The sequence below is a fragment of the Pseudomonas sp. AU12215 genome (assembly GCF_001675465.2).
Lineage (GTDB): Bacteria > Pseudomonadota > Gammaproteobacteria > Pseudomonadales > Pseudomonadaceae > Pseudomonas > Pseudomonas nitroreducens.
Genome location: NZ_MACM02000092.1, coordinates 1 through 580, shown reverse-complemented (window position 1 = coordinate 580; position 580 = coordinate 1). Strand labels below are relative to the sequence as shown.

At 62.4% G+C, this 580-nt stretch carries 2 pseudogenes; both read right to left on the bottom strand.

Annotated elements, in window-relative coordinates:
* A pseudogene (locus A9513_RS14585) lies at positions 1-334 on the bottom strand (electron transfer flavoprotein subunit alpha/FixB family protein); the annotation flags it as partial.
* A pseudogene (locus tag A9513_RS14580) lies at positions 334-580 on the bottom strand (electron transfer flavoprotein subunit beta/FixA family protein); the annotation flags it as partial. The pseudogenes A9513_RS14585 and A9513_RS14580, both read right to left, overlap by 1 nt.

Here is a 580-nt window from a genome sequence, read left to right as displayed (position 1 = left end):
AGATCTGGTCGACGTCCAGCAGGGCGGCAACGCGCGGCAGGAAGTTCTTGCCGTTGGTGGTGGCTGCGGCCAGCACGTGGCTGTAGCCCTTGCCCAGCTCAGCGATCAGCGGAGCTACGTTCTCCGGTAGCTGGTGAGCGTAGGCGGCGTTGTCGGCGACCAGCACCTTGGAAACACCAGCGATCTTGGCAGCGGCTTCAGCCACGCCACCGACATTCTGGCCAGCGACCAGCACGGCGATGTCACCACCGATCTTCTGCGCAGCAGCAACAGTGTTCAGAGTGGCAGCGCCCAGTGCGCCGTTGTTGTGCTCAGCGATTACCAGGATAGCCATCAGATTACTTTCGCCTCGTTCTTCAGTTTCTCGACCAGTTCGGCAACGGACTTGACCTTGATGCCGGCGCTACGGGCAGCCGGAGCTTCGACTTTCACGGTCTTCGCGGTGGAAGTGGTGGAAACGCCCAGGGCGTCCGGGGTCACCACGTCCAGCGGCTTTTTCTTCGCTTTCATGATGTTGGGCAGCGACGCGTAGCGCGGCTCGTTCAGGCGCAGGTCGGTGGTGACGATGGCCGGCAGGTTC